We start from the raw sequence: 21,927 nt of genomic DNA, 5'->3' as shown, positions 1-21,927 counted from the left end.
CCCAGTGAAGTAAATGGTTCTTTCACTGGATCGGCGGTCGGGTAACACCGGCCTGATTTTCTGAACCGGAAACAAACAAGTAAGATGAATCAAAAGATCCGTATCAAACTTCGGTCATTCGACCACAACTTGGTTGACAAGTCAGCTGAGAAAATCGTTAAGGCAGTAAAGGCAACAGGCGCTGTGGTAAGTGGCCCAATTCCTTTGCCGACAAAGACAGAGAAATTCACTGTTCTTCGTTCGCCGCACGTAAACAAGAAATCGAGAGAGCAATTCCAGCTTTGTACTTACAAGCGTCTGGTGGATATTTTCTCGACAAGTGCTAAAACTGTTGACGCCCTGATGAAGCTTGAATTGCCAAGCGGTGTTGATGTAGAGATCAAAGTATAGTAAATGCCGGTCTAATGATTTAGACCAACACATAAATTGGATGAAGGTCCGGGTTCCTCTGGAAACCACATCTGAGCTCAGAAAAGCCTGACAGGCACTGGATTATGCCAAGGATCAGTCAGCTTCTCAAAAAATGAGGTCAGATGTTCGTTCATCTGACCTTTTTTGCTGATTATCAGCGAGAAATATTTTAGGGCTGTTAGGATGTTAAAATCGTTTTTTCTACCTTTGCAGTCCGTTTTAAAGAATAAGGGGGTTTTACCTGCTAAATTTAAATTTCAAACATGTCTGGTTTAATTGGTAAAAAAATCGGAATGACTAGTTTGTACAATGCTGACGGGCAGGCTCTGGCATGTACTGTGATCCAAGCTGGTCCTTGTGTTGTTACACAAGTTAGGTCCGAAGAAAAGGATGGCTATAAGGCTATCCAGTTAGGTTTTGGTGAGAAGAAAGAAAAGAACACCTCCCAGCCTCTGATTGGCCACTTCAAAAAAGCCAATACGACTCCCAAGCAAAAATTGGTTGAGTTCAAGGAATTTGAAGTGGAACATGAACTTGGAACTTCACTGTCCGTTCAGGACATCTTTGAAGAAGGCGAGTTTGTTGACGTTGTAGGATCTGCCAAAGGTCGTGGTTTCCAAGGCGTTGTAAAACGTCACGGATTCGGCGGGGTAGGTGGTCAGACGCACGGTCAGCACAACAGAGCCCGTCACCCAGGTTCGATTGGTGCTTGTTCATTCCCATCACGCGTATTCAAAGGTATCCGTATGGGTGGACGCATGGGTAACAATCGTGTAAAGATTCAGAATTTGCGTATTCTGAAAGTGATACCTGAGCAAAACATTCTCGTAGTGAGTGGCTCAGTACCGGGTTCGAAGAATTCATTTCTAATCATTGAGAAGTAGTACGATGGAACTGTCCGTATTAAATATAAAAGGAGAAGATACCGGCAAGAAGGTAAATGTGTCTGAGGAAATTTTCGGCATTGAACCTAGCACGCACGCGATCTATCTCGATGTGAAGCTTTACCTGGCTAACCAGCGTCAGGGAACGCACAAATCAAAAGAGCGTGCAGAGGTAAGTCACTCTACACGTAAAATCAAACGCCAAAAGGGAACCGGCGGAGCTCGTGCAGGTAGCATTAAGTCTCCGGTGTTCGTAGGTGGTGGCCGTATTTTTGGTCCACGTCCACGTGACTACGGTTTCAAAGTGAACAAGAAAGTAAAAGCATTGGCTCGCCGTTCTGCACTTTCTGTTAAGGCGCAATCTAACGCCGTTTCGGTTTTGGAAGCATTCACTTTCGAAGCGCCAAAAACGAAGTCTTTCCTGAATGTATTGAATTCACTTTCTCTTGTGAATACCAAAACATTATTGATCCTCCCAGAGATCGACAACAATGTATACCTGTCTAGCCGTAACATTCCGAAAGCGAAAGTTACAACAGTGGATGCGGTTAATACATATGACCTGATGAATGCAGACCGTCTTCTGATAAGTGAATCTGCTCTTTCTATTTTGGAAACCCAATTGAACAAATAACAATGAGTGTACTGAAACGTCCGATTATAACCGAAAAGGTAACGGCTCAGGGTGGTCAAGGTAAATACGCTTTCGAAGTCTCCCTTACTGCAAACAAGGTAGAGATCAAGAAGGCTGTTGAGAAACTGTTCGGGGTTACCGTAGAAAGCGTTCATACCATGCGTAGCATTGGTAAAAGCAAATCCCGCACATCGGGAGGTAAGTTTGTCACTGGAAAAACGTCAACTATCAAAAAGGCGATCATTACAGTAGCCGAAGGCGAAGCCATCGATATCTACGGTGAAGCCTAGTTGAACGATTTCAAATCATTAGACGAGTTAATAGCAAATGGCAGTTAAAAAATTAAAACCTACAAGTGCTGGTCAGCGTTTCCGCTCGGCTCCTACGTTCGAGGAGATCACCGCGGCGAAGCCTGAGAAAAGTCTTCTGGAAACCATCAAGAGAACAGGTGGTCGTAACAGCCAGGGACATCGTACCATGCGATATATTGGTGGCGGTCACAAAAGAAAATACCGCGTTATCGACTTCAAAAGAAATCGTTTCGACGCTCCCGCTACAGTCCTTACGATCGAATACGATCCAAACCGTTCAGCGCGCATCGCCCTGATCCAGTTTGAGGACGAAGAAAAACGTTACATCATCGCACCAAACGGTCTGAAAGTAGGACAGGTTATCGTGTCCGGAAATTCAGTAGCTCCTGAGGTAGGAAATGCGCTTCCTCTTGGATCAATGCCGATCGGTACGATTGTACACAACATCGAATTGACGCCTGGTAAAGGTGGTCAGTTTGCAAGAAGCGCCGGTGCTTACGCGCAGCTGGTTGCGAGAGAAGGTAAATACGCGGTGTTGAAAATGCCATCTGGCGAAATGCGCATGGTACTTTCAACCTGTATCGCAACGGTTGGAGTTGTTTCCAATGCTAGCCACATAAACGTTTCGCTTGGAAAAGCAGGACGCAGAAGATGGTTGGGACGTCGTCCACGCGTACGTGGTGTTGCTATGAACCCTGTTGATCACCCAATGGGTGGTGGTGAAGGCCGTTCGTCAGGAGGTCAGCCTCGTTCTAGAAATGGTCAGTTCGCGAAGGGTCTCAAGACACGTAACCGCAACAAGCATTCTGAGAAATTGATTATCAGCCGTCGTAAAAAATAAGTAGAACATGGCACGCTCATTAAAAAAAGGACCATATATCGACTTTCGTCTCGAAGCCAAAGTTGAAACGATGAACAACTCGTCGCGTAAATCTGTCATCAAGACCTGGTCGCGGCGCTCAATGATTTCGCCTGATTTTATCGGGCACACATTTGCAGTACATAACGGAAACAAGTTTATCCCTGTTTATGTAACTGAAAACATGGTAGGACACAAACTGGGCGAGTTCTCTCCAACCCGTAACTTCCGTGGCCACACCGCTAAAAAAGATAAAGGAAGAAAATAATTTGTCGACGTAGCTGGTCCTAACGGACGAGCCGATATCTGAAAAGAAACATGGAAGCAAGAGCTATATTAAAGGATGTGCCTACTTCTCCTCGTAAGATGAGATTGGTGGCCGACATGATTCGCGGACAGAAGGTCAGCAAAGCGTTGGCACTTTTGAAATTCCAACCGAGAGCTTCATCGCCGGTTTTGCACAAAGTTCTTCTTTCTGCTGTTGCCAACTGGCAGCAAATGAACGAAGGATCGAAACTGGAAGACGCTGACCTGATCGTTAAAACCGTATTCATTGACGGTGGACGCATGTTGAAGCGTTTGCGCCCTGCACCCCAGGGAAGAGCACACAGGATCCGTAAACGGTCCAACCACATCACAATCGTGGTAGACGACGCGTCGGTGTCAGTAAATGAAGCAGTAATTAGCGAATCATAAGTAAAACGATCTATTTCGAATGGGACAAAAGGTTAATCCGATAGGTCTAAGACTAGGAATTGTTAGAGGATGGGAATCTAGCTGGTACGGAGGAAAAGACTTCTCTGACAAACTGGTTGAAGACGAAAAAATCCGTAACTACATCAAAGCACGTATCCCGAAAGGATCGATTTCAAAAGTAGTTATTGAACGTACACTTAAACGCATCACTTTGACTATCCACACTGCCCGTCCGGGTATTGTGATCGGAAAAGGTGGTAGCGAGGTTGATAAAATCAAGGAAGAGCTTAAAAAGATTACAGGAAAAGATGTTCAGATCAACATCTACGAAATCAAACGTCCTGAAATCGATGCAAAACTGGTAGGCGAAGCTATCGCTCAGCAATTGCAGGCTCGTATCTCTTACCGTCGTGCAATGAAGCAATCGATCGCTTCTGCAATGCGTGTAGGAACACAAGGAATCAAAATCCGTTTGGCAGGTCGTCTGGGTGGTGCTGAAATGGCCCGTACAGAAGAATACAAAGAAGGACGTATTCCTTTGCATACATTGAGAGCGGACATCGATTACGCTATCTCCGAAGCACAAACTATCTACGGTAAGATCGGTATCAAAGTATGGATCTTCAAAGGTGAATTGTACGGAAAGCGTGACCTTACTCCAAGTGCAGCAACTGCGGCATCTGACAGAGCTGAAAGAAGCGCACAAGGTGGCGAACGTGGCGGTAATGACCGTGGCGGACGTGGTGACAGAAGAGGCGGCGGTCGTGACAGAAACGACGGCGCTCCACGTGGTGAAGGAGGAGGCGGAGGTGACGCAGATCGTCGCAAACGCAATAAGAACAAGAAGAAGTAATCAGATACTTTCCGGTATCAGACCGGTTCAAATAGATTAGAATCATGTTACAGCCGAAAAGGACAAAATTTCGCAAGCAACAAAAGAACAAAGGTTCGCACAACGGTCTCGCGACCCGCGGACATGAGATCGCTTTTGGATCGTTTGCAATAAAAGCGCTGGAACCAGGTTGGTTGACTGCTCGCCAGATCGAAGCAGCCCGTATCTCGGTAACACGTGCAATGAAACGCGAAGGTCAGGTTTGGATCCGTGTATTCCCTGACAAACCGATCACCAAGAAACCTGCAGAGGTTCGTATGGGTAAAGGTAAAGGTGCCCCTGAGTATTGGGTAGCCCCTGTTAAACCTGGAACTATCATTTTCGAAGCGACTGGTGTTGCGCTGGATACCGCAAACGAAGCATTGCGTTTGGCAGCACAAAAGTTGCCAATTAAGACAAAGTTCATCGTACGCCGGGATTATCAGGAATAGAAGTTAGTCCGAACGTATTTAGAACGCTAATTATTTAAAGCAATGACTAGTAAAGAAATCAAGAATCTGTCGCAGGATCAGCTGAAAGAGCAGATCGCCCAAGAGAGAGAGCGCTTACTCCGGTTGAAATTTGCGCATGCTATTTCTCCAATTGAGAACCCTTTGCGTATTCGCGCCTCACGTAAGGAAATTGCAAGACTCTTAACCGAGCTGTCGGCTAAATCTAACCAACAGTAAACAGTTTAGAAATTATGGAGGCAACAGAAAGAAATTTACGTAAAGAGAGAGTTGGCAAGGTAGTGAGCAACAAAATGGAGAAATCCTGTGTGATCACTGTCGTGCGTAAAGTGAAACACGCGAAGTATGGTAAGTTTATGACTAAAACTACCAAGCTGATGGTTCACGACGAAACAAACCAGGTTGGAATCGGTGACACGATCCGCGTAATGGAAACTCGTCCGCTTAGCAAAAACAAGCGTTGGAGATTAGTAGAAATCCTTGAAAGAGCGAAGTAATCATGGTACAACAAGAATCAAGACTGTCAGTAGCCGATAACAGTGGCGCAAAGGAAGTACTCGTAATCCGGGTATTGGGCGGAACTGGAAAGCGTTACGCTTCGGTGGGCGATAAGATCGTCGTGACAGTGAAATCCGCTCTGTCTTCGAGCAATATGAAAAAAGGAACGGTTTCTAAAGCCGTTGTTGTACGTACGAAGAAAGAAGTACGTCGTAAGGATGGTACCTACATCCGGTTTGAAGATAATGCGGCAGTTTTATTGAACAACAACGATGAGCCACGGGGTTCACGTATTTTCGGACCGGTTGCCCGGGAGTTGCGCGAGAAGCAATTCATGAAAATCGTATCACTGGCACCAGAAGTGTTGTAAGAAATCAAAACATCAGTATTTCTTTAAACTGTTAAGAGAATACCTCAATGGAAAGTACAAATAAAAAAGCACCGGCAAAATTGCACGTTCGCAAGGGTGATACCGTGAAAGTTATTTCAGGTAACGCAAAAGGCGAAACCGGCGTAATCACCAAGGTGCTTGTAGAAAAACAGAGAGCTACTGTGGAAGGTGTGAATATGATCACCAAGCACGTTAAGCCAAATGCGCAAAATCCGCAGGGTAGCATCGAAAAACGCGAAGGCGCCATTCACATCAGCAACCTGATGGTAGTTGATCCTAAAACAGGTGAAGCTTCAAGAACAGGCCGTAAAGCGAACGACAAAGGAAAACTGCAACGCTATTCAAAGAAATCCGGAAACTTGTTATAATCCGGATTTGCCGAAAAAGGCAGTTAATTTTTATAACCAAGCGCGTGGGTCGGCAATCCACATAATCACTTTCAAACATGGCGACGCCTAGATTAAAAGAGAAATACGTTAGCGAAATCGTTTCGCAATTGAAGGGGAAATTCCAGTATAAATCAAGCATGCAGGTTCCCCGCTTGACAAAGATTGTTATCAACAAAGGTATCGGAGCTGCTGTGGCAGATAAGAAACTTGTTGACACCGGTGTGGAAGAGTTGAGCCTGATCACAGGACAGAAAGCAATAGCTACTATCTCTAAAAAGGCGGTTTCCAACTTCAAGTTGCGTGAAAACATGCCTATCGGAGCGAAAGTAACGCTTCGTGGTGACAAGATGTACGAATTCCTTGACCGCCTTACTACCATTGCAATGCCACGTGTACGTGACTTCAAAGGTATCAGCGACAAAGGGTTCGATGGACGTGGAAATTATACGTTCGGTGTGAAGGAGCAGATTATTTTCCCTGAGATCAGCATCGAAAAAGTGGCTAAGATCACTGGTATGGATATCACTTTCGTGACCTCTACCAACTCTGACGAAGAGAGCTATGAATTGCTGAAAGCATTGGGAATGCCTTTCACCAACGCGAATAAATAAGAAAATACTACTAAGATTATTTACCGACAATGGCAAAAGAATCAGTAAAAGCACGGGAGAGAAAAAGACAAGCACTAGTAGAACGTTACGCTGAAAAGCGCACCAAGTTGAAAGCAGCCGGTGACTGGGTTGGTCTTGACAAGTTACCACGTAACTCTTCTCCTGTACGCCTGCACAACCGGTGTAAAATCACTGGAAGACCTCGCGGTTATATGCGTAAATTCGGAATTTCCCGGGTTCTGTTCCGCGATATGGCGTCAGATGGAAAAATTCCAGGAGTTACAAAATCAAGTTGGTAAGAATACTTTCAATTCTGATTTCAATTACTTAACTTTGCACTCCCGTTCAAAAGGGGGTGTTTAAACTTGGCATAAACATGTTAACGGATCCCATAGCAGACTATCTGACGAGACTCAGAAACGCTATCAAAGCGAAGCACCGGGTTGTTGAGATACCTGCATCCAACATAAAAAAAGAGATTACAAAGGTACTCTTTGACAAAGGGTACATTCAGAGCTATAAATTCGACGAGGTTGGTCCTCAGGGAGTTATCAAGATAGCTTTGAAATATAATCCTGTGACAAAGCAATCTGCAATTGTGAAATTGGAGAGGGTTAGTAAGCCTGGACTTCGTAAATATTCAGGTTCATCAACACTGCCACGTGTATTGGGCGGCTTAGGAACAGTGATCATCTCTACATCGAAAGGTGTAATGACAGATAAAGAAGCTAAGACACTGAATGTGGGTGGTGAAGTGTTATGTTTCGTGTATTAATATTTAAAAGTTATTCAGGAAATGTCACGAATAGGAAATAAAGTTATCGTTTTGCCCGCAGGTGTATCTGTGTCGGTTGCGGAAGATAACGTAGTATCTGTAAAAGGGCCGAAAGGCACCCTTACCCAGGCGGTGGATAGCGATATCACCGTTGAAGTAGAGGGTAGCGAACTGAAAGTTACGCGTCCTACTGAACAGAAGCGTCACAAAGCATTGCATGGCCTTTACCGTTCATTGATTAACAACATGGTGATCGGTGTTGACGCAGGTTATAAGCGTGAGCTTGAAATTATCGGGGTAGGTTACAAGGCGAGCTCGACGAACAATGTTCTCGAACTTCAATTGGGTTACTCGCACAATATCTTCATGGCGATTCCGGGAGAAATTAAGGTTACTACTACCTCAGAAAAAGGTCAGAACCCTAAGGTAATCCTGGAAGGTATCGACAAAGAACTGATTGGTGCAGTAGCTGCGAAAATCAAATCCCTTCGCAAAGTTGAACCTTACAAAGGTAAAGGTATCCGGTTTGTTGGTGAAGTGGTCCGTCGTAAGGCAGGTAAGTCTGCTTCTAAGAAATAGTGCGTAGCCACCGATCAATGTTATAAACAAGTAAGATAAGATTTAAGATGGCTAACGCAAAAGCAGATAGAAGAACACGCCTTAAACTTCACATCCGTAAACGGGTGAAGGGGAGTGCAGAACGCCCGAGACTTTCGGTTTTCCGTTCAAACACAAGTATATATGCGCAGATTATCGATGATATCAAAGGGATTACCCTTGCAAGTGCATCATCGGTAGATCTGGGAGGCAGAAAAGAAAACACAAATGTTGAAGTTGCTGCCCAGGTAGGTAAGAAGATCGCAGAGAAGGCGCAGGAAGCAGGTATCCAGGCAGTAGTTTTTGACCGTAATGGATATTTGTACCATGGTAAGGTAAAAGCATTGGCCGACGGAGCTCGTGAGGGTGGCCTGAAATTCTAAGTATAACAAAGACTATGTCTACAAATACAAGACCTTCAAAGGTTAACGAATCAGACCTGAAAGAGCGCGTTGTAGCGATCAACCGGGTAGCAAAAGTAGTAAAAGGTGGTCGTCGTTTCAGCTTCTCTGCCATCGTGGTTGTAGGAGACGGAAACGGAGTGGTAGGTTATGGATTGGGTAAAGCCAATGAAGTTACTGACGCGATCGCCAAAGGAATTGACGATGCTAAGAAAAATCTGATCCAGGTTCCTATGCTAAAACATACTGTTCCTCACGAAATGGAAGGTAAGTTCAGCGGCGGTTTCGTTCTGATCAAGCCTGCTGCTCCTGGTACAGGAGTACTAGCGGGTGGCCCGATGCGCGCAGTGCTGGAAAGCGCAGGTATTAAAGACGTACTTGCGAAGTCCAAAGGTTCATCGAACCCGCACAACGTAATCAAGGCTACAATTGACGCTCTTTTGAAAATGAGAGCTCCGCATCAGGTTGCTTTCCAACGCAGCGTTAAATTGGAAAAAGTATTCAACGGATAATCCTTCGGGATTATCCTCAATCTGAGAGTAATCATGTCAAAAGTACGTATTACACAAGTTAAGAGCACAATTGACCGCCCTGAGAGACAAAAACTGACGATTAAAGCGTTGGGTCTTGGTAAACTGAACCGGTCTGTTGAGAAAGAAAACAGCGATGCCATCGCGGGAATGATCCGCAAGGTAAGCCACTTGGTTAAAGTCGAAGAAATCTAATATTCCAATAGTATGAATTTAAGTTCATTAAAACCGGCTGCTGGTTCCGTTAAGGTAGGAAAGCGGGTTGGACGTGGTCAGGGCTCAGGTAAAGGGGGCACTGCTGCACGTGGACACAAGGGAGCGCAGTCGCGTTCAGGTTACAGCCGCAAGCTGGGCTTCGAAGGTGGTCAGATGCCTCTTCAAAGACGTTTGCCGAAATTTGGTTTCAATAACATCAACCGCGTTGAATACAAGGCGTTGAACCTGGATGCAATTCAGGCGCTGGTTGAGAAAACCGGAGTTGCGGTAGTAACGTTGGATCTGATTCGTGAAAATGGTCTCAGCGCGAAGAATGACCTGGTTAAGATTCTTAACAGGGGACAAATTTCTTCTGCTGTTGAAGTTCAGGCTCATGGGTTTTCCGCATCGGCTATCGAATCGATCGAGAAGGCGGGAGGTAAAGCAGTTAAATTGTAATTTAGCTGCCATACCCGACAGAATTTGTTTACTTTGAACAGAGCGTTGTAAGCCCAGAAGATGAAACGATTTTTAGAGACTATAAAACACATATTTGCGATTGAGGAGTTGAGAACACGTATTCTCAACACTCTTTTGTTTATAACGATCTTCCGGTTGGGGTCTTACGTTGCGTTGCCAGGTGTTGAACCTGATCAAATGAATGTATCCACTCAGGGATTGTTGGGGTTGCTCGATACTTTCTTAGGTGGCGCTTTTAGTAAAGCGTCCATTTTTGCGTTGGGTATCATGCCTTACATTTCTGCTTCCATTGCTATCCAGCTGTTAACTATGGCCTTGCCATATTTCCAGAAGATGCAGAAGGAAGGGGAATCTGGCCGTAAAAAGCTGAACCAAATTACCCGGGTTCTGACTATCGTTGTTACACTTGTTCAAGGTACTGCCTATTTAAATACTACTGTACCTGACGAGGCTCTTCTGGTTTCCAGAAGCATGTTCACCATTTCGTCTGTATTTGTACTGACAGCAGGTACCATGTTCTGTATGTGGCTCGGTGAAAGGATCACAGACAAGGGTATTGGTAACGGTATTTCGATGCTGATCATGATTGGTATCGTTTCTCGTTTCCCCGGTGCGATCTACAAAGAATTCGTATCAAGAGGTAGTGGTGGAATTCTGGTATTCGTATTGGAAATCGTTGCCCTCTACTTTGTAATTATGGGTGCTGTTATGTTGACCCAAGCCGTTCGTCGTATTCCTATCCAGTATGCTAAGCAGGTGGTAGGTAACCGAGTAATGGGTGGTCAGCGTCAGTATCTTCCATTGAAATTGAACGCAGCAGGTGTAATGCCTATCATTTTCGCCCAGGCTTTGATGTTCATCCCTTCACTGGGAGCATCTTACTTCGCGGAGAAAAGTGATTTTGCCAGCAACGTAGCAACGATTTTCGCTAACTACACAACCTGGCAGTACAACCTTCTGTTCGCAGTATTGATTATTGTTTTTACGTTCTTCTATACCGCAATTTCGGTAAACCCTCAGCAGATTGCTGATGATATGAAGCGTGGAGGCGGGTTTATCCCGGGTGTTAAACCAGGTCAGCAGACATCTGAATATATCAGCTCTGTCCTTGACCGTATCACCTTCCCAGGCGCAATAATGCTGGCAATAGTAGCTACTTTGCCTGCGTTCGCAAGCCTTCTGGGAATCTCGACTGACTTTGCTCACTTCTTCGGAGGAACTTCGTTGCTGATCATGGTAGGTGTGGTTCTCGATACCTTGCAACAGGTTGAAAGCTACTTGCTTATGCGCCGCTACGAAGGTTTGATGAAGTCGGGACGTGTAAAAGGGCGTACCGAGAGCGTAGCAATCTGAAATGATTTATCTTAAAACAGAAGAGGAAATCAACCTGATAAAGGTTAGTGCTCAACTACTCGGAAAAGCACATGCGGAAGTTGCTACCTGGGTAAAACCGGGCGTTACAACCGGAAAGCTGGATGCGGTAGCGGAGGAATATATTAGAGATAATGGTGGGATCCCTTCATTCAAGGGATTCAACAAGTTTCCAGCCTCTCTTTGTATATCGGTCAATGAAGTAGTAGTCCACGGGATCCCCGGGGGCTACGTGCTAAAAGAGGGGGACATCGTCTCCATCGACTGCGGCGTAAAGTTGAATGGCTATCATAGCGACAGCGCGTACACTTACCCGGTAGGAGAAGTTTCCAAAGAGGTGATGAACCTTTTGACCGCAACCAAGAAATCCCTGTACAAGGGGATTGAGCAAGCGGTAGATGGCCTCCGGATCGGTGACATTGGCCACGCAGTACAAAGTTACGTTGAAGACCGTGGCTATACAGTGGTGAGAGAATTGGTAGGGCATGGAGTAGGCAGGGATCTGCACGAAGCTCCGGAAGTACCAAACTACGGTAAACGAGGCAAAGGAATACGGTTGAGAGAAGGCATGGTTTTGGCTATTGAGCCGATGATCAACCTGGGAGCAAAAGCAGTAGTGCAGGAGCGCGATGGCTGGACGATCCGGACCAACGACAGAAAGTATTCCGCGCATTTCGAACATACCGTGGTAGTGCGGAAAGGAAAGGCAGAGATTCTGACAACATTCGATTACATTGAAAAAGTGACGGCCAACACCAGCCTTATGGTTGAAGTACAGTAACAAACGCTACGAATGGCAAAACAAGCATCAATCGAACAAGACGGAGTAATTCTCGAAGCATTGTCAAACGCAATGTTTCGTGTTGTATTAGAGAATAAGCATGAAGTGATAGCGCATATCTCCGGTAAAATGAGAATGCACTATATCAAAATATTGCCGGGTGACAGAGTAAAACTGGAAATGTCTCCTTACGACCTATCGAAAGCCCGGATTACATATCGGTACAAGTAAGGAGATCGATTACCTTAAATTAACACTAAGTTTAATCAGATGAAAGTCAAAGCATCAGTAAAGAAGCGCAGCGAAGACTGCAAGGTTATCCGCCGGAAGGGTAAAGTGTATGTGATTAACAAGAAAAACCCACGGTATAAACAAAGACAAGGATAATAATTATGGCACGTATTGCAGGAGTAGACATTCCAGATCGCAAAAGAGGCGAAATCTCATTGACTTATATTTTCGGGATCGGCCGTAGCTCGGCTAAGAAAATCCTCGAAAAGGCAGGTGTTGATTTGAACAAAAAAGTGATCGACTGGTCCGACGAAGAGTCAGGCGCGATCCGTGGGGTTATTGCTGGGGAATTTAAGGTTGAAGGCGCTCTTAAGTCTGAAGTTCAGTTGAGCATTAAGCGTCTTATGGATATCGCTTGTTATCGTGGTCTCCGTCACCGTAAAGGATTGCCTTTGCGTGGTCAGAGAACGAAAAACAACTCACGTACTCGTAAGGGTAAACGCAAAACTATCGCGAACAAGAAAAAGGCTACTAAATAATCAAGTGAGCGGTGGAGCGATCCACAACTTATTCCAAGAGCAATGGCACAGAATAAAAGAAAAGATAAAGCAAAAAAGAGAGTGGTTGTTGTGGAACCTGTTGGTCAGGTCCACATCAAAGCTTCCTTCAATAATATCATCATCTCAATTACTAACAGCAACGGACAAGTTATTTCTTGGGGTTCTGCGGGTAAAATGGGATTCCGTGGTTCTAAGAAGAACACTCCATATGCAGCACAGACTGCTGCACAGAGCGCTGCGCAAGTGGCATTCGACCTCGGAATGCGTAAAGCTGAGGTTTTCGTAAAAGGACCGGGATCAGGCCGTGAGTCTGCTATCCGTACTATCCAGAATGCAGGTATCGAAGTGACCACCATCCGTGACATCACTCCGCTTCCGCACAACGGATGCCGTCCTCCAAAACGTCGTAGAGTATAGTAGTTAGTACCGAAAGGTACCCATTCGTAATTTGGACACTGGGGTTACAGAATGGTTTTTATCAATTTTTAGTTAACAAATAGTTTTAATGGCACGTTATACAGGTCCCAAAACCAAAGTCGCAAGACGTTACGGAGAGCCCATCATGGGCCCAAGCAAAGCGCTTGCAAAGAAAAATTACCCTCCCGGAATGCACGGAAAGGGTCGTCGGTCAAAGAAGTCGGAGTACGCTCTGCAATTGGCTGAGAAGCAAAAAGTGAAATTCATCTACGGTATTCTTGAAAGACAATTCCGTAGCTTGTTTGAGAAAGCTTCTGTTAAAGCAGGTCTTACAGGTGAAAACCTTTTGAGATATTGCGAAGCTCGTCTTGATAATACAGTTTACCGTTTGGGTATTGCTCCAACTCGCCGCGCTGCCCGTCAGCTCGTATCGCACAAGCATATTCTTGTTGACGGTGAGATTGTGAACATTCCTTCTTACTCATTGCGTCCAGGACAGGTTGTTACCGTTCGTGAGAAATCAAAATCTCTCGAGGCTGTAACTGAAAGCCTTGCAGGCCACAGTGCTAAAGGTTTCAACTGGCTTGAATGGGACGGTCAGCAATTGTCTGGTAAGTTCGTTACATTCCCCGACCGCGAGTCAATTCCGGAAAACATCAACGAACAGCTGATCGTTGAGTTGTATTCTAAATAATAATCTTCATATTACATGCACTCCCCGAAATTTCGGGGTAGTGCTTTTTTTGCTGGAAACAGCACAATTTTTGCGATCGCAAAGGTAAGGTAGCGTGATCAACTATCATTTACTACTATAAAAGGAGCAAGGACTATGTCAATATTAGCTTTCCAAATGCCTGATAAGGTCGTCATGGAGAAAGCAGACGACTTTCACGGGTTGTTTGAGTTTAAGCCTTTAGAGAAAGGATACGGCGTAACCATTGGTAATGCGTTGCGTAGAATTCTCCTTTCGTCTTTGGAAGGTTACGCCATCACGAGTGTGAAGTTCCCAGGCGTGCTTCACGAATTTTCTTCTATCGAAGGTATAGTTGAGGATGTTACGGAAATCATCCTGAACCTTAAAATGGTTCGTTTTAAAAAAGTTTCTGACCTGAGTGAAAGCAGGATCGTTGTAAACCTTAAAAATGTATCGGTAATCACTGCCGGTGATATCGGCAAGTTTACAAGCGCATTTGAGGTTCTGAATCCGGATCTGGTCATTTGCCATATAGATGATCAAAAGGAGTTCGAAATGGAACTTCTCTTGGATAAAGGTAGAGGTTACGTACCGGCAGACGAGCCACGGGCTAATGAGCTTCCGTTCGGCTACATCGCGGTAGACTCGATTTATACGCCTATCAAAAATGTGAAATACAGCGTTGAAAACACGCGTGTTGAACAGCGTACCGACTACGAACGTCTTTTGATCGACATCCAGACTGATGGATCTATCCACCCCGAGGATGCATTGAAAGGCGCTGCAAATATTCTGATCCAACACTTCATGCTGTTCTCTGACCAAACGATGACGTTTGAGAAGCAGAAAGCTGAAGAGGACAATCAGGTTGATGAGGAAATGCTGCGTATGAGAAAACTGTTGAAGACTTCATTGTCTGAACTGGATCTTTCCGTACGTGCTTACAACTGTTTGAAATCTGCGGACGTGAAAACGTTGGGTGACCTGGTAAGACTGGAAATTTCTGACATGATGAAATTCCGGAACTTCGGTAAAAAATCACTCACCGAGCTTGAACAACTCGTAGCCGACAAACAGCTCACATTTGGAATGGACGTGTCGAAGTACCGTCTAGACGAGGATTAATTAAATTCCATCATAAGTATGTATTCTGTAGCGCGCTAACCGCGCCGCTCGAAGCAACTAAACAACAAAACAATGAGACACGGTAAAAAGGACAATCACTTAGGAAGAACCGCATCACACCGCAAGGCGATGCTTTCGAACATGGCTTCCTCATTGATCCTTCACAAAAGAATCGAAACAACCCTCGCAAAGGCAAAAGAACTTCGCAAGTTCGTTGAGCCTCTGCTGACTCGTGCGAAAGAAGATACTACCCACAACAGAAGGATAGCATTCTCTTACCTGAACGACAAAGAATCGACGAAAGAGCTTTTCGGAATCGTTTCAGACAAAATCGCATCTCGTCCGGGTGGTTACACTCGGATTATCAAGTTGGGCAACCGTCTTGGTGACGCGGCTGAAACTGCGCTGATCGAGCTGGTTGATTTCAACGATGCACTTTTGCTTGCCAATGCCGACAAACCTGCTAAGACTCGTCGCAGCAGAAGAGGTGGTAAGAAAGCGGAGGGAGCTGTTGAAGCTGCCCCTGTTAAGAAAGAAGATCATCCGATCGTAGCGGAAACTGCGGCTCCGGCTGAGGAAGAAGCTCCGAAAACAGAAGAAACACCAGGCGAAACTGAAAAGGAATAGTTTGGAAATCGGAAATTGAAATATAGGAAAAGGGTTGAACGGTTTCGTTTAACCCTTTTTTATGAGTGAAAATTCGTATTTTTGCACCAAAATTGAACCGGCCGCCTCAAAAAGGCCTGAAACAGCCCGGAAAACAGATTAAACCATAATATGAATCAGAAAAAGGAAGCTCTGTTGTTGCTAGAAGACGGAACAGCATACAAAGGACTCGCTTTGGGTAAAAGTGGAACCACCGGCGGCGAAATTTGCTTTAACACGGGCATGACCGGCTACCAGGAGATCTACACAGACCCTTCCTATTACGGTCAGATTATCGTCAATACTAACTCGCACATTGGTAACTACGGTGTTCAGTTGGAAGACGAGGAAGAATCTGGCTCGGTTAAGATCCGCGGGATGGTTTGTAATACATTCTCACAGATCTATTCGCGCGACACCGCTGATTTCTCTCTGCAAGAGTATTTCGAAAGGGCAAACATCGTTGGCATCAGCAATGTGGACACACGCCACCTCGTGCGCCACGTACGCGAGAAGGGTGTGATGAACGCCATTATCTCTTCCGAGATCCTCGACGAAGTGGAGCTTATGAAGGAATTAAAGAAAGTGCCTTCCATGGACGGATTGGAACTTTCTTCGGAAGTAACGACCGAGGAGCCATATTTCATGGGCGACGAGGCAACTGCTAAATTCCGCGTTGCGGTAATGGATTATGGTATCAAGAAGAGCATTCTGCTGAACCTGACTTCAAGAGGCTGCTACTGCAAGGTTTTCCCTGCCAAAACATCTTATGAAGAAGTACTGGAATGGAAGCCGGATGGTTTCTTCATCTCCAATGGTCCAGGTGATCCTTCCGCGATGGAATACGCGGTTGAAAACGTCACGCAAATGGTGGAAACGGCTAAGCCACTTTTCGGTATTTGCCTTGGCCATCAGTTGCTCGCATTGTCAAGCGGAATCAATACTTACAAAATGCATCACGGCCACCGTGGTTTGAACCACCCGGTGAAAAACCTGATCACAGGTCTTTGTGAGATCACTTCACAAAACCACGGCTTCGCGGTGAAGCCGGATGAGATCGAAAGCCACCCGGATATTGAAGTGACGCACATTAACCTGAACGACAGGACCATCGAAGGTATCCGTAGAAAGGATTACCCTGCATTCTCGGTGCAATACCACCCGGAAGCATCGCCAGGTCCGCACGATTCACGTTACTTGTTCGACGAGTTCATTAAGTTGCTTGAAGCAAGCAAAGCATAGTAAAAAGGTCCCTCGGCATTGAGCAGAGGGACCTTTTCGTTTGCATTTAATTCAAATGCACGAGTATTGATTCATAGTTGCGAATCCAGCAATGCACGAAATTCCTTTTCTTCCATAAATCCGGTCTTGCGCGAGACTAACTTGCCATTTTTGTATAGCAGAAATCCCGGGATCTCATCCACGGCCAATTGTTTCACCAGTGCTTTGTTAGGATCAAAAGCGATAGTTTCAATTTTGGCCTTACCTGCATATTCCTTTTGCAGTTTGCTGACAGTAGGCAGCATTTTGACACACGGCGGGCACCATTTGGCATAAATGTCGATCAGAACGACCTTTTCGGAGTTTATGATTTTGTTAAATTCTGCGGAGCTCATGCCTTTGACACCGGCTTTGTTCGCCCCTTCAACGGCCTTGCCCGAGATATTCCATTTCAGGTAGCCCCCTTTCATATCGTAAACTTCTTTGAAACCGCTTTCATGTAATGCAGTGGCAGCCGCTGCGCTTCTTCCGCCCGAGAGGCAGTACACATACACAGGCTTGCTCTTGTCGAGTTTCGCTATTTTTTCCTTAAAATCAGGGCTTTTGTAATCGACGTTCGCGGCTTTCGCTAAATGGCCCTCGCCATACTCGTCGGGTGTGCGTACATCCAGAAGCTGCGCGTCGCCGGATTTGGCCAGCTGTTTTTCGAATTCTTCTGTACTGAGCTGTTTCTGAGCTTGTAATGCAAGGGGAAAGCTCAGTAACGCAATGGTCAGAATATGGGATAATTTCATAGTAAATGATGTAGTTAACTTGACCGTAAATTTAGCCTAAAATGAATCGGAGTTTATGGATGACCAGTTTTTTTGCGTTATTTTGTAGCGTTAACCATATTCCAATTTAATTAAACCACAAGCTGCAAATGAGTACGATTCAGTCAGTACATGCAAGACAAATTCTGGATTCAAGAGGAAACCCTACAATAGAAGTTGATATTCGTACCGAGAATGGTTACCTGGGACGCGCTGCTGTTCCTTCCGGTGCTTCTACCGGTAAGCACGAGGCTGTTGAGCTTCGCGATGACGACAAGAGCGTTTACGTTGGAAAAGGAGTTTTGAAAGCGGTTGAGAATGTAAACGACATCATTTTCCCTGAACTGATCGGTTGCTCAGTATTCGAGCAGAACCTTATTGATAAAATTATGCTGGAACTGGATGGCACGCCTAACAAAGCAAAGCTGGGCGCTAATGCTATCCTTGGTGTTTCCCTTGCCGCTGCGAAAGCTGCTGCACAGGAAGCAAACCTTCCATTGTACCGTTATGTGGGTGGTACCAACGCAAACACATTGCCGGTGCCGATGATGAACATCCTCAACGGCGGTAGCCACGCGGATAACTCCATCGATTTCCAGGAGTTCATGATCATGCCTGCCAAAGCGGATACGTTCTCGCAGGCATTGCGTATGGGTGTTGAGGTTTTCCATACTTTGAAAACCGTATTGAAAAGCAAAGGCTACTCTACGAACGTAGGTGACGAAGGTGGTTTTGCTCCAAATATCAAATCCAACGAAGAGGCGATCGAGGTAGTTCTTCAGGCTATCGAAAAAGCTGGTTACAAGCCAGGCGAAGAAATCTTCATCGCTATGGATGCTGCTGTTTCTGAATTCTACGAGAATGGCCTGTATCACTTCAAAAAATCAGATGGCCGTAAGCTGAACTCTGATGAAATGGCTGACTACTGGACTCAGTGGGTGGCTAAATACCCGATCATCTCAATCGAAGATGGTATGGACGAAGATGACTGGGCTGGTTGGAAAACTTTGACTGACTCTGTCGGCAAAAAATGCCAGCTGGTAGGTGACGATTTGTTCGTTACAAACGTAACCCGTCTGCAACAAGGTATCGAATCACAAATTGCTAATGCGGTATTGGTGAAAGTAAACCAGATCGGTTCTTTGACTGAAACGATCGATACTGTAAACCTTGCAAAACGCAACAGCTATAAGAGCATCATGTCGCACCGCTCGGGTGAAACAGAAGATGCAACGATCGCTGACCTTGCGGTTGCATTGAATACAGGCCAGATCAAAACAGGTTCGGCTTCACGTTCTGACCGTATGGCAAAATACAACCAGCTTCTCCGCATCGAAGAAGAACTGGGCGAAAGCGCATACTTCCCAGGATTGAAATTCTAATCAAACCATAAAGAGCCGGAGCCCAGCGCTCCGGTTCTTGTTTAAGGGTATTTCAATATGAAAAACCACTCATTCTGGTCTCTGCACACATTAAAGAACTTCTATATCGCCACGTTCGTCGTGTGGCTGATATGGATATTGTTCCTCGACAACAACAATATCCGGATCGTGATGTCGAACCGGATGAAGATGAAGGACCTCGAAAAGGAGAAGGCGATTCTCCAGGAAAAGATCCGTGAGGTAAAAAAAGAGCGGAATGAGGTTTTCGGAAATCCCAGAATGCTTGAAAAATGGGCGCGCGAGAAGTTTATGATGCGTAGGCCTAACGAAGAAGTATATGTGATTGTAGACGAAAACAATCAGCCTGTCGAAAGCAAAAAGGAAGAGTAAGACATTACTCTCTTAAATATCATCTTAATTCAGAATACATTGAGCAAGAAAGTCATCCTCATTATCATGGACGGCTGGGGAATCGCCAAGTCAGGCGAAGAAAACCGTTCTGCCATTTTAGCGGCAAATACCCCATTCTACGATTCCATCCTTCAAAAATACCCGCATAGCAAGCTCGAAGCGAGTGGTCTGGCAGTGGGTCTTCCCGACGGACAAATGGGTAACTCCGAAGTTGGCCATACCAACCTCGGTGCCGGTCGCGTGGTTTATCAGGACCTGGTAAAAATCAACCTCGCGGTATCCGAAGGCACGCTCGCACAGGAGCCCGCGCTTACGCAGGCGCTCGACTACGCGAAGGCCGAGGGTAAGAAGATACATTTCATAGGTCTGGTTTCAGATGGCGGCGTGCATTCGCATATCGATCATTTGAAAGGCCTTTGCCAAATCGCCGCAAACCGTGGTTTGAGCGATGTATTCGTTCATGCATTTACGGATGGCCGCGATACTGATCCTAAAAGCGGATTGGGCTTCCTAACCGAGCTGAACGAGTCGATGGCGCAAAGCACCGGACGCATTGCGAGCATCACCGGCCGTTATTATGCGATGGACCGCGACAAGCGCTGGGAGCGTGTGAAATTGGCTTACGACGCCATGGTACACGGTGAAGGTAAGCATGTACCCGCGGCTGATGTTTTGAAAGCCGTACAGGCTTCCTATGAAGAAGGCGTCACCGACGAATTCATTCTGCCGATCATTGCTACCAATGCCGACGGGTCTCCGCTTGCGTTGATCCAGGACGGCGATGTGGTGCTTTGCTTTAACTTCCGTACTGACCGCGGCCGTGAAATCACCGAGGTGCTTACACAGCAGGATTTCCACGAGCAGAACATGCACAAGCTGAATTTGAAATACATCACCATGACGAACTATGATGATACTTTCAAAGGCGTGGACGTGATTTTCGATAAGGATAATCTCAATAACACATTGGGCGAGGTGCTCGAAAGAGCCGGCAAGAAGCAAATCCGTATTGCCGAAACCGAGAAATACCCGCACGTTACTTTCTTCTTTTCAGGAGGCCGCGAGAAACCTTTCGAAGGTGAAAGCCGCTTGCTTTGCCCTTCACCCAAAGTAGCTACTTATGATTTGCAGCCGGAAATGTCTGCATTCGACATTCGTGATGCGATCGTGCCTGAATTGGAGAAAGAAGAAGTAGATTTCGTTTGTCTGAACTTCGCTAATCCGGACATGGTAGGTCACACCGGCGTATTTGAAGCAGCTGTGAAGGCTTGTGAAACGGTAGATCAGTGTGTGCAGGCCGTAGTAACAACCGGTTTGAACCACGGTTATTCATCGATTATTATCGCCGACCATGGCAACTCGGATTATATGTCAAATGATGACGGTTCTCCCAACACCGCGCATTCATTGAACCTCGTGCCGTGCATTCTGGTGGATAATGAATATCAAAAGCCAATCAATAACGGAAAGCTGGCAGACATTGCGCCGACCATTCTCGCATTGATGGGAATCGCTCAGCCTGCGGAAATGACGGGTACCAGCATTCTCTAAACTTTAAGACGTCAATTGATGTTAGCAAACAGAGAGTCCGGCGGGCTCTCTGTTTTTTTAGCCATATCAGAAATCCATGAATTACCGCTTCCTTACCATTGTTTCAGCCATCCTTCTTTTTTCATTGGTTTCCTGTCGTGAGGAAGAAACCCGCGACGACGCTCCCAAAGCTTATTACGATCTGAAAGGTTTTGTCGAAAATCAAATCGTGTATCTAAATGAAAAGAAACCGGAAGTCAGCAAAACGGCGGTTTTGGGAACTAAGCGGGAAGTATCGCAGACGCGAGAAATGGATTGGAAGAAGGAACTTGAACTGTTCATACAGGCCGATATTAACAAACCTTCTTATCGCCAGAGCTATGAGGTAATCGGGAATGGCCCGTTGCATTACGAGTATCGCTTAAAGCCAGATAACGATCTGCCCGTGGCTTACCTGAAAATAGATACCGATTCAGTATTAAAGCAACCGCTGCACGTCGAGGCATTGATCCGGACGAAGAATAAAATTTACAACTCGGAAAAGAAGGTCGTCCTGAATACACGGAAACATAATGGTCTCCTGGAAGTAAGCTCCTATGAGGTAAATGGTTACCAGAAACTCATCTTCGTCGAGAAGAAGGAATTTGGCATCCGTGGGCAAATAGGACTTTGACGTGTTTATTGCATTATTTCCTATGTACCTCTACACCATATTTTGTGGTAACATTACCCATTTTTCCAGTA

At 45.6% G+C, this 21,927-nt stretch carries 36 protein-coding genes; 35 read left to right on the top strand and 1 reads right to left on the bottom strand.

Annotated features, from left to right (window positions below):
* The first annotated feature begins 84 nt into the window (after positions 1–84).
* The 31 genes from rpsJ to carA all read left to right on the top strand — a co-directional run bounded on the left by rpsJ (position 85) and on the right by carA (position 17,069).
* Positions 85–390 carry a 30S ribosomal protein S10 gene (rpsJ, locus tag AAHB90_RS24670; protein ID WP_015813787.1) on the top strand — a complete coding sequence of 102 codons (306 nt, stop codon included), beginning with the start codon at positions 85–87 and terminating at the stop codon, positions 388–390.
* Between the two features lie 284 nt (positions 391–674).
* The gene (rplC, locus tag AAHB90_RS24665) at positions 675–1,295 is read left to right on the top strand and encodes a 50S ribosomal protein L3 (RefSeq protein ID WP_015813788.1); all 621 of its coding nucleotides are present in this window, start codon (positions 675–677) and stop codon (positions 1,293–1,295) included.
* Between the two features lie 4 nt (positions 1,296–1,299).
* A complete protein-coding gene (rplD, locus tag AAHB90_RS24660; RefSeq protein ID WP_342087895.1) occupies positions 1,300–1,929 on the top strand; it encodes a 50S ribosomal protein L4 in 630 nt (209 codons plus the stop codon).
* A 2-nt stretch (positions 1,930–1,931) separates the two neighbouring features.
* Positions 1,932–2,219, top strand: coding sequence for a 50S ribosomal protein L23 (gene rplW, locus AAHB90_RS24655; RefSeq protein WP_015813790.1), 288 nt, complete (start codon positions 1,932–1,934; stop codon positions 2,217–2,219).
* Positions 2,220–2,256: 37 nt separating this feature from the next.
* Positions 2,257–3,081, top strand: a complete 825-nt coding sequence (gene rplB, locus AAHB90_RS24650) for a 50S ribosomal protein L2 (protein ID WP_342087894.1) — start codon at positions 2,257–2,259, stop codon at positions 3,079–3,081.
* 7 nt (positions 3,082–3,088) lie between these two features.
* Positions 3,089–3,367 (top strand): 30S ribosomal protein S19, encoded by a 279-nt coding sequence (gene rpsS, locus AAHB90_RS24645; RefSeq protein WP_015813792.1) that lies wholly within the window; start codon positions 3,089–3,091, stop codon positions 3,365–3,367.
* 50 nt (positions 3,368–3,417) lie between these two features.
* On the top strand, positions 3,418–3,795 hold the full coding sequence (gene rplV / locus AAHB90_RS24640; RefSeq protein WP_188934916.1) for a 50S ribosomal protein L22: 378 nt from the start codon (positions 3,418–3,420) through the stop codon (positions 3,793–3,795).
* Positions 3,796–3,814: 19 nt separating this feature from the next.
* Positions 3,815–4,648, top strand: a complete 834-nt coding sequence (gene rpsC / locus AAHB90_RS24635) for a 30S ribosomal protein S3 (protein ID WP_342087893.1) — start codon at positions 3,815–3,817, stop codon at positions 4,646–4,648.
* 44 nt (positions 4,649–4,692) lie between these two features.
* Positions 4,693–5,118 carry a 50S ribosomal protein L16 gene (rplP, locus tag AAHB90_RS24630; RefSeq protein WP_342087892.1) on the top strand — a complete coding sequence of 142 codons (426 nt, stop codon included), beginning with the start codon at positions 4,693–4,695 and terminating at the stop codon, positions 5,116–5,118.
* A gap of 42 nt (positions 5,119–5,160) precedes the next feature.
* Entirely contained in the window at positions 5,161–5,355 is a 195-nt protein-coding gene (gene rpmC, locus AAHB90_RS24625) for a 50S ribosomal protein L29 (protein WP_015813796.1), read from the top strand.
* A gap of 14 nt (positions 5,356–5,369) precedes the next feature.
* Positions 5,370–5,633, top strand: a complete 264-nt coding sequence (gene rpsQ / locus AAHB90_RS24620; protein ID WP_188934912.1) for a 30S ribosomal protein S17 — start codon at positions 5,370–5,372, stop codon at positions 5,631–5,633.
* A 2-nt stretch (positions 5,634–5,635) separates the two neighbouring features.
* Positions 5,636–6,004, top strand: a complete 369-nt coding sequence (gene rplN, locus AAHB90_RS24615; protein ID WP_015813798.1) for a 50S ribosomal protein L14 — start codon at positions 5,636–5,638, stop codon at positions 6,002–6,004.
* A gap of 47 nt (positions 6,005–6,051) precedes the next feature.
* Positions 6,052–6,393, top strand: coding sequence for a 50S ribosomal protein L24 (gene rplX / locus AAHB90_RS24610; RefSeq protein ID WP_223401956.1), 342 nt, complete (start codon positions 6,052–6,054; stop codon positions 6,391–6,393).
* Positions 6,394–6,470: 77 nt separating this feature from the next.
* Positions 6,471–7,025, top strand: a complete 555-nt coding sequence (rplE, locus tag AAHB90_RS24605; protein WP_019941743.1) for a 50S ribosomal protein L5 — start codon at positions 6,471–6,473, stop codon at positions 7,023–7,025.
* A gap of 29 nt (positions 7,026–7,054) precedes the next feature.
* Positions 7,055–7,324 (top strand): 30S ribosomal protein S14, encoded by a 270-nt coding sequence (gene rpsN, locus AAHB90_RS24600; RefSeq protein WP_031528741.1) that lies wholly within the window; start codon positions 7,055–7,057, stop codon positions 7,322–7,324.
* 77 nt (positions 7,325–7,401) lie between these two features.
* Positions 7,402–7,800: a 30S ribosomal protein S8 gene (rpsH, locus tag AAHB90_RS24595; protein ID WP_026350532.1), complete on the top strand. Its 399-nt coding sequence runs from the start codon at positions 7,402–7,404 to the stop codon at positions 7,798–7,800.
* Positions 7,801–7,821: 21 nt separating this feature from the next.
* Entirely contained in the window at positions 7,822–8,379 is a 558-nt protein-coding gene (gene rplF, locus AAHB90_RS24590; protein WP_342087891.1) for a 50S ribosomal protein L6, read from the top strand.
* A gap of 47 nt (positions 8,380–8,426) precedes the next feature.
* Positions 8,427–8,780 (top strand): 50S ribosomal protein L18, encoded by a 354-nt coding sequence (gene rplR, locus AAHB90_RS24585; RefSeq protein WP_188934908.1) that lies wholly within the window; start codon positions 8,427–8,429, stop codon positions 8,778–8,780.
* Positions 8,781–8,794: 14 nt separating this feature from the next.
* Complete coding sequence (gene rpsE, locus AAHB90_RS24580) at positions 8,795–9,310, top strand: 30S ribosomal protein S5 (protein WP_188934906.1); 516 nt, start codon at positions 8,795–8,797, stop codon at positions 9,308–9,310.
* 33 nt (positions 9,311–9,343) lie between these two features.
* Entirely contained in the window at positions 9,344–9,523 is a 180-nt protein-coding gene (gene rpmD, locus AAHB90_RS24575; RefSeq protein WP_031528736.1) for a 50S ribosomal protein L30, read from the top strand.
* Between the two features lie 12 nt (positions 9,524–9,535).
* Positions 9,536–9,982, top strand: coding sequence for a 50S ribosomal protein L15 (rplO, locus tag AAHB90_RS24570; protein WP_188934904.1), 447 nt, complete (start codon positions 9,536–9,538; stop codon positions 9,980–9,982).
* A 60-nt stretch (positions 9,983–10,042) separates the two neighbouring features.
* Entirely contained in the window at positions 10,043–11,356 is a 1,314-nt protein-coding gene (secY, locus tag AAHB90_RS24565; RefSeq protein WP_342087890.1) for a preprotein translocase subunit SecY, read from the top strand.
* Position 11,357: 1 nt separating this feature from the next.
* Positions 11,358–12,155: a type I methionyl aminopeptidase gene (gene map / locus AAHB90_RS24560; protein ID WP_342087889.1), complete on the top strand. Its 798-nt coding sequence runs from the start codon at positions 11,358–11,360 to the stop codon at positions 12,153–12,155.
* Positions 12,156–12,167: 12 nt separating this feature from the next.
* Positions 12,168–12,386: a translation initiation factor IF-1 gene (infA, locus tag AAHB90_RS24555; protein WP_015813810.1), complete on the top strand. Its 219-nt coding sequence runs from the start codon at positions 12,168–12,170 to the stop codon at positions 12,384–12,386.
* A gap of 39 nt (positions 12,387–12,425) precedes the next feature.
* Positions 12,426–12,542: a type B 50S ribosomal protein L36 gene (gene ykgO / locus AAHB90_RS24550; protein ID WP_015813811.1), complete on the top strand. Its 117-nt coding sequence runs from the start codon at positions 12,426–12,428 to the stop codon at positions 12,540–12,542.
* Positions 12,543–12,547: 5 nt separating this feature from the next.
* Complete coding sequence (gene rpsM / locus AAHB90_RS24545; RefSeq protein WP_188934898.1) at positions 12,548–12,925, top strand: 30S ribosomal protein S13; 378 nt, start codon at positions 12,548–12,550, stop codon at positions 12,923–12,925.
* 42 nt (positions 12,926–12,967) lie between these two features.
* Positions 12,968–13,363 carry a 30S ribosomal protein S11 gene (gene rpsK, locus AAHB90_RS24540; RefSeq protein WP_015813813.1) on the top strand — a complete coding sequence of 132 codons (396 nt, stop codon included), beginning with the start codon at positions 12,968–12,970 and terminating at the stop codon, positions 13,361–13,363.
* Between the two features lie 88 nt (positions 13,364–13,451).
* On the top strand, positions 13,452–14,057 hold the full coding sequence (gene rpsD / locus AAHB90_RS24535; RefSeq protein WP_342087888.1) for a 30S ribosomal protein S4: 606 nt from the start codon (positions 13,452–13,454) through the stop codon (positions 14,055–14,057).
* A 135-nt stretch (positions 14,058–14,192) separates the two neighbouring features.
* Positions 14,193–15,182, top strand: a complete 990-nt coding sequence (locus tag AAHB90_RS24530; RefSeq protein WP_019941751.1) for a DNA-directed RNA polymerase subunit alpha — start codon at positions 14,193–14,195, stop codon at positions 15,180–15,182.
* A 72-nt stretch (positions 15,183–15,254) separates the two neighbouring features.
* Complete coding sequence (gene rplQ / locus AAHB90_RS24525; protein WP_342087887.1) at positions 15,255–15,809, top strand: 50S ribosomal protein L17; 555 nt, start codon at positions 15,255–15,257, stop codon at positions 15,807–15,809.
* Between the two features lie 150 nt (positions 15,810–15,959).
* Positions 15,960–17,069 carry a glutamine-hydrolyzing carbamoyl-phosphate synthase small subunit gene (gene carA, locus AAHB90_RS24520; RefSeq protein ID WP_342087886.1) on the top strand — a complete coding sequence of 370 codons (1,110 nt, stop codon included), beginning with the start codon at positions 15,960–15,962 and terminating at the stop codon, positions 17,067–17,069.
* A gap of 71 nt (positions 17,070–17,140) precedes the next feature.
* On the opposite strand, the gene AAHB90_RS24515 is transcribed toward carA, so the two are convergent.
* Positions 17,141–17,842, bottom strand: a complete 702-nt coding sequence (locus tag AAHB90_RS24515) for a rhodanese-like domain-containing protein (protein WP_342087885.1) — start codon at positions 17,840–17,842, stop codon at positions 17,141–17,143.
* Positions 17,843–17,970: 128 nt separating this feature from the next.
* Between AAHB90_RS24515 and eno the strand changes: the two genes are divergently transcribed.
* The 4 genes from eno (at position 17,971) to AAHB90_RS24495 (ending at position 21,856) form a co-directional block, all read left to right on the top strand.
* Positions 17,971–19,242: a phosphopyruvate hydratase gene (gene eno, locus AAHB90_RS24510; RefSeq protein ID WP_295929193.1), complete on the top strand. Its 1,272-nt coding sequence runs from the start codon at positions 17,971–17,973 to the stop codon at positions 19,240–19,242.
* A 57-nt stretch (positions 19,243–19,299) separates the two neighbouring features.
* Positions 19,300–19,632: an FtsB family cell division protein gene (locus AAHB90_RS24505; protein ID WP_342087884.1), complete on the top strand. Its 333-nt coding sequence runs from the start codon at positions 19,300–19,302 to the stop codon at positions 19,630–19,632.
* Between the two features lie 39 nt (positions 19,633–19,671).
* Positions 19,672–21,204 (top strand): 2,3-bisphosphoglycerate-independent phosphoglycerate mutase, encoded by a 1,533-nt coding sequence (gene gpmI / locus AAHB90_RS24500; protein ID WP_342087883.1) that lies wholly within the window; start codon positions 19,672–19,674, stop codon positions 21,202–21,204.
* A gap of 76 nt (positions 21,205–21,280) precedes the next feature.
* Positions 21,281–21,856 (top strand): hypothetical protein, encoded by a 576-nt coding sequence (locus tag AAHB90_RS24495; protein ID WP_342087882.1) that lies wholly within the window; start codon positions 21,281–21,283, stop codon positions 21,854–21,856.
* The last annotated feature ends 71 nt before the right edge of the window (positions 21,857–21,927 follow it).

Source organism: Dyadobacter sp. OTU695 (genome assembly GCF_038440355.1).
Classification (GTDB): Bacteria; Bacteroidota; Bacteroidia; order Cytophagales; family Spirosomataceae; genus Dyadobacter.
The sequence above is the reverse complement of the archived record's forward strand: the minus strand, read 5'-3'. Positions and strand labels throughout refer to the sequence as shown.

Coding starts and splice junctions, on each gene's coding strand:
- AAHB90_RS24495 (WP_342087882.1), top strand. CDS start 21,281: ATGAATTACCGCTTCCTTACCATTGTTTCAGCCATCCTTCTTTTTTCA.
- rplR (WP_188934908.1), top strand. CDS start 8,427: ATGGCTAACGCAAAAGCAGATAGAAGAACACGCCTTAAACTTCACATC.
- rpsD (WP_342087888.1), top strand. CDS start 13,452: ATGGCACGTTATACAGGTCCCAAAACCAAAGTCGCAAGACGTTACGGA.
- map (WP_342087889.1), top strand. CDS start 11,358: ATGATTTATCTTAAAACAGAAGAGGAAATCAACCTGATAAAGGTTAGT.
- rplV (WP_188934916.1), top strand. CDS start 3,418: ATGGAAGCAAGAGCTATATTAAAGGATGTGCCTACTTCTCCTCGTAAG.
- rplQ (WP_342087887.1), top strand. CDS start 15,255: ATGAGACACGGTAAAAAGGACAATCACTTAGGAAGAACCGCATCACAC.
- rplF (WP_342087891.1), top strand. CDS start 7,822: ATGTCACGAATAGGAAATAAAGTTATCGTTTTGCCCGCAGGTGTATCT.
- rpmC (WP_015813796.1), top strand. CDS start 5,161: ATGACTAGTAAAGAAATCAAGAATCTGTCGCAGGATCAGCTGAAAGAG.
- rplO (WP_188934904.1), top strand. CDS start 9,536: ATGAATTTAAGTTCATTAAAACCGGCTGCTGGTTCCGTTAAGGTAGGA.
- eno (WP_295929193.1), top strand. CDS start 17,971: ATGAGTACGATTCAGTCAGTACATGCAAGACAAATTCTGGATTCAAGA.
- rpsJ (WP_015813787.1), top strand. CDS start 85: ATGAATCAAAAGATCCGTATCAAACTTCGGTCATTCGACCACAACTTG.
- rpsE (WP_188934906.1), top strand. CDS start 8,795: ATGTCTACAAATACAAGACCTTCAAAGGTTAACGAATCAGACCTGAAA.
- AAHB90_RS24515 (WP_342087885.1), bottom strand. CDS start 17,842: ATGAAATTATCCCATATTCTGACCATTGCGTTACTGAGCTTTCCCCTT.
- rpsM (WP_188934898.1), top strand. CDS start 12,548: ATGGCACGTATTGCAGGAGTAGACATTCCAGATCGCAAAAGAGGCGAA.
- rpsH (WP_026350532.1), top strand. CDS start 7,402: ATGTTAACGGATCCCATAGCAGACTATCTGACGAGACTCAGAAACGCT.
- rpsQ (WP_188934912.1), top strand. CDS start 5,370: ATGGAGGCAACAGAAAGAAATTTACGTAAAGAGAGAGTTGGCAAGGTA.
- rpsC (WP_342087893.1), top strand. CDS start 3,815: ATGGGACAAAAGGTTAATCCGATAGGTCTAAGACTAGGAATTGTTAGA.
- rplD (WP_342087895.1), top strand. CDS start 1,300: ATGGAACTGTCCGTATTAAATATAAAAGGAGAAGATACCGGCAAGAAG.
- rplP (WP_342087892.1), top strand. CDS start 4,693: ATGTTACAGCCGAAAAGGACAAAATTTCGCAAGCAACAAAAGAACAAA.
- ykgO (WP_015813811.1), top strand. CDS start 12,426: ATGAAAGTCAAAGCATCAGTAAAGAAGCGCAGCGAAGACTGCAAGGTT.
- infA (WP_015813810.1), top strand. CDS start 12,168: ATGGCAAAACAAGCATCAATCGAACAAGACGGAGTAATTCTCGAAGCA.
- rplX (WP_223401956.1), top strand. CDS start 6,052: ATGGAAAGTACAAATAAAAAAGCACCGGCAAAATTGCACGTTCGCAAG.
- rplN (WP_015813798.1), top strand. CDS start 5,636: ATGGTACAACAAGAATCAAGACTGTCAGTAGCCGATAACAGTGGCGCA.
- AAHB90_RS24505 (WP_342087884.1), top strand. CDS start 19,300: ATGAAAAACCACTCATTCTGGTCTCTGCACACATTAAAGAACTTCTAT.
- rpsS (WP_015813792.1), top strand. CDS start 3,089: ATGGCACGCTCATTAAAAAAAGGACCATATATCGACTTTCGTCTCGAA.
- carA (WP_342087886.1), top strand. CDS start 15,960: ATGAATCAGAAAAAGGAAGCTCTGTTGTTGCTAGAAGACGGAACAGCA.
- rplC (WP_015813788.1), top strand. CDS start 675: ATGTCTGGTTTAATTGGTAAAAAAATCGGAATGACTAGTTTGTACAAT.
- rplW (WP_015813790.1), top strand. CDS start 1,932: ATGAGTGTACTGAAACGTCCGATTATAACCGAAAAGGTAACGGCTCAG.
- rpsK (WP_015813813.1), top strand. CDS start 12,968: ATGGCACAGAATAAAAGAAAAGATAAAGCAAAAAAGAGAGTGGTTGTT.
- rpmD (WP_031528736.1), top strand. CDS start 9,344: ATGTCAAAAGTACGTATTACACAAGTTAAGAGCACAATTGACCGCCCT.
- rplE (WP_019941743.1), top strand. CDS start 6,471: ATGGCGACGCCTAGATTAAAAGAGAAATACGTTAGCGAAATCGTTTCG.
- rpsN (WP_031528741.1), top strand. CDS start 7,055: ATGGCAAAAGAATCAGTAAAAGCACGGGAGAGAAAAAGACAAGCACTA.
- rplB (WP_342087894.1), top strand. CDS start 2,257: ATGGCAGTTAAAAAATTAAAACCTACAAGTGCTGGTCAGCGTTTCCGC.
- secY (WP_342087890.1), top strand. CDS start 10,043: ATGAAACGATTTTTAGAGACTATAAAACACATATTTGCGATTGAGGAG.
- AAHB90_RS24530 (WP_019941751.1), top strand. CDS start 14,193: ATGTCAATATTAGCTTTCCAAATGCCTGATAAGGTCGTCATGGAGAAA.